The sequence below is a fragment of the Cupriavidus sp. 01L46 genome (assembly GCF_056399905.1).
The window spans coordinates 1-780 of the sequence record NZ_JBFTSF010000663.1 but is presented as its reverse complement, the minus strand read 5'-3'; the positions used below and the strand labels follow the sequence as shown (position 1 = coordinate 780).

At 51.7% G+C, this 780-nt stretch carries 1 protein-coding gene; it reads left to right on the top strand.

The annotated features are described in order from the left end of the window. Positions 1–780 (top strand): GDP-L-fucose synthase family protein (locus tag AC1DS3_RS39190; protein ID WP_477129437.1); only part of this gene is annotated, 780 nt, incomplete at both ends.

Here is a 780-nt window from a genome sequence, read left to right as displayed (position 1 = left end):
CTACAGAAATATAGTAACTCGCACGCACGGCGAACTAAATCTGCTAGACCAACATGCTGTAAATTCCTTCCTGAAAACAGAAATTCCGGACTATATTTTTGTCGCCGCGGCCAAAGTGGGTGGAATCCAAGCCAACAGCCTGTATAGAGCCGACTTTCTATATCAAAATCTAATGATCGAGGCCAACCTGATTCATGGGGCGCATACGGCGGGTGTGCAGCGGTTAATGTTCCTTGGCTCCAGTTGCATCTACCCACGAGATTGTCCGCAGCCAATCAAAGAAGAATATCTACTTACAGGTCCACTAGAGCAGACGAACGAACCTTACGCAGTTGCCAAAATTGCGGGCATCAAACTTTGCGAGAGCTACAACAGCCAGTTCGGCCGACAGTACGTGAGCGTGATGCCTACCAACCTTTACGGTCCGAATGACAACTACGACCTAGCAAATAGTCACGTATTGCCGGCGCTCATTCGCAAGGCGCACGAAGCCAAGCTTCGTGACGATCACGAATATGTGGTTTGGGGGACAGGCACTCCCCGTCGCGAATTCCTATATGTAGATGACTTAGCTGACGCGTGTGTACATCTAGCCCAGCAAGGATACGATGGCCCATTGGTCAACGTCGGCACCGGCGAGGATGTAACGATTCGGGAACTCGCAGAAACGGTCATGGAGGTAGTGGGCTTTCGTGGCCGCATTGTCTATGACGCGACCAAACCGGATGGCACGCCTAGAAAGTTGCTGGACGTTAGTCGCCTTGCGGCACTCGGTTGGCA